General features: G+C 59.1%; 1 pseudogene. It reads left to right on the top strand.

Annotation, left to right across the window (positions count from 1 at the left end):
- Positions 1 to 17: 17 nt before the first annotated feature.
- A pseudogene (eno, locus tag LD028_RS08790) lies at positions 18 to 286 on the top strand (phosphopyruvate hydratase); the annotation flags it as partial.

Below are 286 nucleotides of genomic sequence, written 5' to 3'. Positions count from 1 at the left end.
AAAAGGAGTGTGTTCCCATGTCTGCCATTATCGATGTCTACGCTCGCGAAGTGCTCGATTCGCGCGGCAACCCGACGGTGGAAGTGGAAGTGTACACAGAAGACGGCGGCTTCGGCCGCGCCTTGGTGCCGAGCGGCGCCTCGACCGGGGAATATGAAGCGGTCGAACTGCGCGACGGCGATAAAAACCGCTACCTCGGCAAAGGGGTGTTAAAAGCGGTCGAAAACGTCAACGAAATCATCGCGCCGGAAATCATCGGCCTGGAGGTCGCCGACCAAGTGGCGAT

The organism is Anoxybacillus sp. LAT27 (assembly GCF_022030075.1).
Taxonomy (GTDB): Bacteria; Bacillota; Bacilli; order Bacillales; family Anoxybacillaceae; genus Anoxybacillus; species Anoxybacillus kestanbolensis.
This window is presented reverse-complemented; position numbering and strand designations above follow the sequence as displayed.